The 3,399-nt window shown below is 51.0% G+C and carries 2 rRNA genes; both read right to left on the reverse strand.

Features of this window, described 5'->3' with window-relative positions:
- Positions 1 to 46 precede the first annotated feature (46 nt).
- A 5S ribosomal RNA gene (gene rrf / locus AEQ63_RS06065) occupies positions 47 to 162 on the reverse strand.
- Positions 163 to 318: 156 nt separating this feature from the next.
- A 23S ribosomal RNA gene (locus AEQ63_RS06070) occupies positions 319 to 3,212 on the reverse strand.
- Positions 3,213 to 3,399 lie beyond the last annotated feature (187 nt).

Here is a 3,399-nt window from a genome sequence, read left to right on the forward strand (position 1 = left end):
AAAACAAAACCCCAACTGCTTTCGCAATTGGGGTTTCGGAATTTAATCTTGACGATGACCTACTCTCACATGGGGAAACCCCACACTACCATCGGCGATGCATCGTTTCACTGCTGAGTTCGGGATGGGATCAGGTGGTTCCAACGCTCTATGGTCGTCAAGAAATTCGGGTACTGAGTCGTGACCAGAGGGCCTCGCTTCAGCAAATTGGGTATGTGACAGCTGTCGGTGTTTGTGCGCTTCGAACTTTCGGTTCGTTTCGTCTTCACACACCGCAATCTGGTGCCTTCTCAGGTCAGCAAATTGCTTGGGTGTTATATGGTCAAGCCTCACGGGCAATTAGTATTGGTTAGCTCAACGCCTCACAGCGCTTACACACCCAACCTATCAACGTCGTAGTCTTCGACGGCCCTTCAGGGAACTCAAGGTTCCAGTGAGATCTCATCTTGAGGCAAGTTTCCCGCTTAGATGCTTTCAGCGGTTATCTTTCCCGAACATAGCTACCCGGCAATGCCACTGGCGTGACAACCGGAACACCAGAGGTTCGTCCACTCCGGTCCTCTCGTACTAGGAGCAGCCCCTCTCAAATCTCAAACGTCCACGGCAGATAGGGACCGAACTGTCTCACGACGTTCTAAACCCAGCTCGCGTACCACTTTAAATGGCGAACAGCCATACCCTTGGGACCGGCTTCAGCCCCAGGATGTGATGAGCCGACATCGAGGTGCCAAACACCGCCGTCGATATGAACTCTTGGGCGGTATCAGCCTGTTATCCCCGGAGTACCTTTTATCCGTTGAGCGATGGCCCTTCCATACAGAACCACCGGATCACTAAGACCTACTTTCGTACCTGCTCGACGTGTCTGTCTCGCAGTCAAGCGCGCTTTTGCCTTTATACTCTACGACCGATTTCCGACCGGTCTGAGCGCACCTTCGTACTCCTCCGTTACTCTTTAGGAGGAGACCGCCCCAGTCAAACTACCCACCATACACTGTCCTCGATCCGGATAACGGACCTGAGTTAGAACCTCAAAGTTGCCAGGGTGGTATTTCAAGGATGGCTCCACGCGAACTGGCGTCCACGCTTCAAAGCCTCCCACCTATCCTACACAAGCAAATTCAAAGTCCAGTGCAAAGCTATAGTAAAGGTTCACGGGGTCTTTCCGTCTAGCCGCGGATACACTGCATCTTCACAGCGATTTCAATTTCACTGAGTCTCGGGTGGAGACAGCGCCGCCATCGTTACGCCATTCGTGCAGGTCGGAACTTACCCGACAAGGAATTTCGCTACCTTAGGACCGTTATAGTTACGGCCGCCGTTTACCGGGGCTTCGATCAAGAGCTTCGCGTTAGCTAACCCCATCAATTAACCTTCCGGCACCGGGCAGGCGTCACACCCTATACGTCCACTTTCGTGTTTGCAGAGTGCTGTGTTTTTAATAAACAGTCGCAGCGGCCTGGTATCTTCGACCGGCATGAGCTTACGGAGCAAGTCCTTCACCCTCACCGGCGCACCTTCTCCCGAAGTTACGGTGCCATTTTGCCTAGTTCCTTCACCCGAGTTCTCTCAAGCGCCTTGGTATTCTCTACCCAACCACCTGTGTCGGTTTGGGGTACGGTTCCTGGTTACCTGAAGCTTAGAAGCTTTTCTTGGAAGCATGGCATCAACCACTTCGTCACCCAAAGGGTAACTCGTCATCAGCTCTCGGCCTTAAGATCCCGGATTTACCTAAGATCTCAGCCTACCACCTTAAACTTGGACAACCAACGCCAAGCTGGCCTAGCCTTCTCCGTCCCTCCATCGCAATAACCAGAAGTACAGGAATATTAACCTGTTTTCCATCGACTACGCTTTTCAGCCTCGCCTTAGGGACCGACTAACCCTGCGTCGATTAACGTTGCGCAGGAAACCTTGGTCTTTCGGCGTGGGTGTTTTTCACACCCATTGTCGTTACTCATGTCAGCATTCGCACTTCTGATACCTCCAGCAAGCTTCTCAACTCACCTTCACAGGCTTACAGAACGCTCCTCTACCGCATCACCCGAAGGTGATACCCGTAGCTTCGGTGTATGGTTTGAGCCCCGTTACATCTTCCGCGCAGGCCGACTCGACTAGTGAGCTATTACGCTTTCTTTAAAGGGTGGCTGCTTCTAAGCCAACCTCCTAGCTGTCTAAGCCTTCCCACATCGTTTCCCACTTAACCATAACTTTGGGACCTTAGCTGACGGTCTGGGTTGTTTCCCTTTTCACGACGGACGTTAGCACCCGCCGTGTGTCTCCCATGCTCGGCACTTGTAGGTATTCGGAGTTTGCATCGGTTTGGTAAGTCGGGATGACCCCCTAGCCGAAACAGTGCTCTACCCCCTACAGTGATACATGAGGCGCTACCTAAATAGCTTTCGAGGAGAACCAGCTATCTCCGAGCTTGATTAGCCTTTCACTCCGATCCACAGGTCATCCGCTAACTTTTCAACGGTAGTCGGTTCGGTCCTCCAGTCAGTGTTACCTAACCTTCAACCTGCCCATGGATAGATCGCCCGGTTTCGGGTCTATTCCCAGCGACTAGACGCCCTATTAAGACTCGCTTTCGCTACGCCTCCCCTATTCGGTTAAGCTCGCCACTGAAAATAAGTCGCTGACCCATTATACAAAAGGTACGCAGTCACAGAACAAAGTCTGCTCCCACTGCTTGTACGCATACGGTTTCAGGATCTATTTCACTCCCCTCTCCGGGGTTCTTTTCGCCTTTCCCTCACGGTACTAGTTCACTATCGGTCAGTCAGTAGTATTTAGCCTTGGAGGATGGTCCCCCCATATTCAGACAAAGTTTCTCGTGCTCCGTCCTACTCGATTTCATGACTAAGAGATTTTCGCGTACAGGGCTATCACCCACTATGGCCGCACTTTCCAGAGCGTTCCGCTAATCTCAAAGCCACTTAAGGGCTAGTCCCCGTTCGCTCGCCACTACTAAGGGAATCTCGGTTGATTTCTTTTCCTCAGGGTACTTAGATGTTTCAGTTCCCCTGGTTCGCCTCTTGCACCTATGTATTCAGTACAAGATAACCATCTTATGATGGCTGGGTTCCCCCATTCAGACATCTCCGGATCAAAGTCTGTTTGCCGACTCCCCGAAGCTTTTCGCAGGCTACCACGTCTTTCATCGCCTCTGACTGCCAAGGCATCCACCGTATGCGCTTCTTCACTTGACCATATAACCCCAAGCAATCTGGTTATACTGTGAAGACGACATTCGCCGAAAATTCGAATTTCTCAACTAAGAGAACTCACAAATTTTACCTTAGCCTGATCCGTTACCAGTGAAAGTAACGTTCAGTCTATCTTTCTATCACATACCCAAATTTTTAAAGAACGATCCAGTCAAAGACTAGAAATCAA

The sequence above is a fragment of the Pseudomonas sp. RIT-PI-o genome, assembly GCF_001297215.1.
Lineage (GTDB): Bacteria > Pseudomonadota > Gammaproteobacteria > Pseudomonadales > Pseudomonadaceae > Aquipseudomonas > Aquipseudomonas moraviensis_A.